Genomic DNA, 2,577 nt, shown 5'->3' on the forward strand with positions numbered 1-2,577 from the left:
TAACACAATTTTATTAGTTAATAAAACATTATAACTAGACTTCTATAAAAACTTAGTTATAATCACTAAAAAAGAGAGAAATGATCCTATAGTCATCCTCTCTCTATTATAATTTTTACACTTTCAACAATCCAAAATTATCTGTTTCAATTTTATCAAAATCTACAATGAGGAGTTTCCCTACTCCTATTCCTGCAATTATCTCCTAAAATTTCTCTGCATTAATATATATATTCTCTATCTCATCTTTAGGAATTATTCTACAAATTACCCTTGAAATGATAATTATACCAAAGATATCTACTATCAGTCTAATAATGGCAAATTTTGTGCCTAGAGATGCCATTTCAAAGAGTAACATAGGTATCTTAGTCGTAGACCAAGCTCCTAAGAATATAATTATATTACTAAACTTAACTCCCTTTTTCATAAATACGGCTGCCACAGGAAAAGCTCCATAAAGAGGCCCGGCTGCTGCTGATCCTATAAATATAGATAGCAAAATACCTTTTAGCCCAGATTTTTCACCCATGTATTTTACCATAGCCTGTTTGGGTACCCAGACATCTAGGAGTCCCAGCAGTATAAATACAGGAGGGATTACAAAGACCATCTCTTTTAACGAATAAGCAGTTATATCTATAGCTTTTATTCCTAATTCATAATTCACAAAAAACAGGATAGTTAAAATTATAAGTGTTGTTATTAAAAATTTATATCTTTTTATAAATCTCATCTTATACCACCAAAATCCCTATTATATAAGCTACAACGAAAGAAAATACAAATGCTATTGAATTTCTTACAATAGCAAAACGTTTCCCAAAATATTTTATCTCAACAGGAAGAGTTATGACTCCTACCATCATTAGAGTAGATATAAAGGCTGCAATCTGCATATACCCTGCACCATTTTCCACTAACATTGCCGCTGTTGGAAAAGCTACAAATACCGGTATTAAAGTTATCGCTCCTATAATTCCTGCAATTAAAACTCCTAACCATCCTGATCTATTTCCTATAAGTCCAGATATTATTTCGGGATTAAAAACAGCTAATAGTATTCCCACAAGAACAATTACTCCTAAAAATTGAGGGAGTATATTTTCAAATGCTTTCAAAGCTTTTTTGAGTGCCTTCATGGTTTTCTTTTTATCTTTGAAATAAGATAATATCAAAAGAAATATGGTAATAATGTATAAAATAAAATTCATTTATTTTCTCCTTGCTAGGTTTCGTAGTTAAATATTCCTCTATACCGAATCCTTACGTTTTGCAAGAGTATTATATGTCATTTCAACTAAATTTAATTTCATCTATATGCTTTATAAAATCTTCTTTTGTTTTAAAGTTCTCTAAATCAAGCATCAAGTGAAAAAAGAACTTAAAAACATTTTCCATAAAAAGTGAAATTGTATCCATATTTTCAATTTCCTTTCCATGATGAATAAATTTAGAACGGATATCATAAATTTTTCTAAAAAGTTTTACTAACTCCTTTCGCTCAGTCGATTTCTTTTTTGAATAAAATGCAAATCTTTCTCCAACATTTTGTTGAATAGGTTCACCTTGAGTTTTAAGCAACAGAGATTCAAGTGAAACTAATATATATATATAATTTTATCTGAAATATTTCTCTTAAGAGAACTCTGTGAATAAATAATAAAAGAGTTAAGGCAAGTTTCTTGAAAAGGTGTCATGCTGTCACTCTTTAATATTTTATCAATAAGCTTGAATCCTTCAAAGTTAATAATTTCGTTCAAAGAAACCTTATCTAATTTAAAAGGTAAAGGGTGTGATGATGGTAATATCTCTTCCTTGTAAATGAGACAATCTTGATAGTCAGTAATATAACTAATAGAAGCTTCTTTATTCTCTAAACCTTTTGGTACACAATATGATTTTTTATTTGGTTGAAAAATAACTCCTTCAAAAATTCTTAAAATACTTAGTACAATATCTAATTTTTCAATAGAAATATTTTTTACTAACTTCGGTTCTGCTTTTACTTTAACAACTCCCATAGCATAACCTTTAAGCTCCTTTTTGTCTTTTTCACACATTAATTTAATAGTATCTGTAAGTTTTTTATTGTCTTCATCAGTATCTTTGAAATACCATGTTTCAACTAGTTCTTCAGTAACCTCTTGAAAATCAACATCTCCTATAGAAAAATTTTCTTCAATAAAAAAATTAGATATCGGAAACCAAGTTTTATAATTTTTAACTTTGCTTGCTACTTGTTCTTCGAAAAAAGTTGTGAAATCTAAATCTAATTTTGAAATATATTTATTTTGTATCCAATAAAAAGAAGTTGCTTTTATAAAGTCAATACTTATAAAAAACTTAAATTCTTTTGAATTACTAATTTTTAAACATATTTTTAAAAATTCCTCATGAAATTGATTATTTAAACTAATAATTTTATTATCATAAACAAAAGATCTTTCAATTTCACTACCATCTGGCAAAATATTAGTTCTAACTGGAACATCCAAAATATCAATTGAATTAATAGTGGTAGTATTAATTCTTGGTATAAATTGACTATTTGTGACAGCTGGTTTCATACAAGGT

General features: G+C 27.8%; 4 protein-coding genes. All 4 read right to left on the reverse strand.

Going from position 1 to position 2,577, the window contains the following annotated elements:
* Positions 1-205: 205 nt before the first annotated feature.
* Entirely contained in the window at positions 206-736 is a 531-nt protein-coding gene (locus WBG30_RS05205; RefSeq protein ID WP_424503587.1) for a permease, read from the reverse strand.
* Between the two features lies 1 nt (position 737).
* Entirely contained in the window at positions 738-1,214 is a 477-nt protein-coding gene (locus WBG30_RS05210) for a hypothetical protein (protein WP_424503588.1), read from the reverse strand.
* An 82-nt stretch (positions 1,215-1,296) separates the two neighbouring features.
* Positions 1,297-1,584, reverse strand: a complete 288-nt coding sequence (locus WBG30_RS05215) for a hypothetical protein (protein ID WP_424503589.1) — start codon at positions 1,582-1,584, stop codon at positions 1,297-1,299.
* 17 nt (positions 1,585-1,601) lie between these two features.
* A partial coding sequence (locus WBG30_RS05220; RefSeq protein WP_424503590.1) for a hypothetical protein occupies positions 1,602-2,577 on the reverse strand: 976 nt, incomplete at its 5' end.

Origin of the sequence: Psychrilyobacter sp. (assembly GCF_049671765.1) — a bacterium.
Lineage (GTDB): Bacteria > Fusobacteriota > Fusobacteriia > Fusobacteriales > Fusobacteriaceae > Psychrilyobacter.

Coding starts and splice junctions, on each gene's coding strand:
- WBG30_RS05210 (WP_424503588.1), bottom strand. CDS start 1,214: ATGAATTTTATTTTATACATTATTACCATATTTCTTTTGATATTATCT.
- WBG30_RS05205 (WP_424503587.1), bottom strand. CDS start 736: ATGAGATTTATAAAAAGATATAAATTTTTAATAACAACACTTATAATT.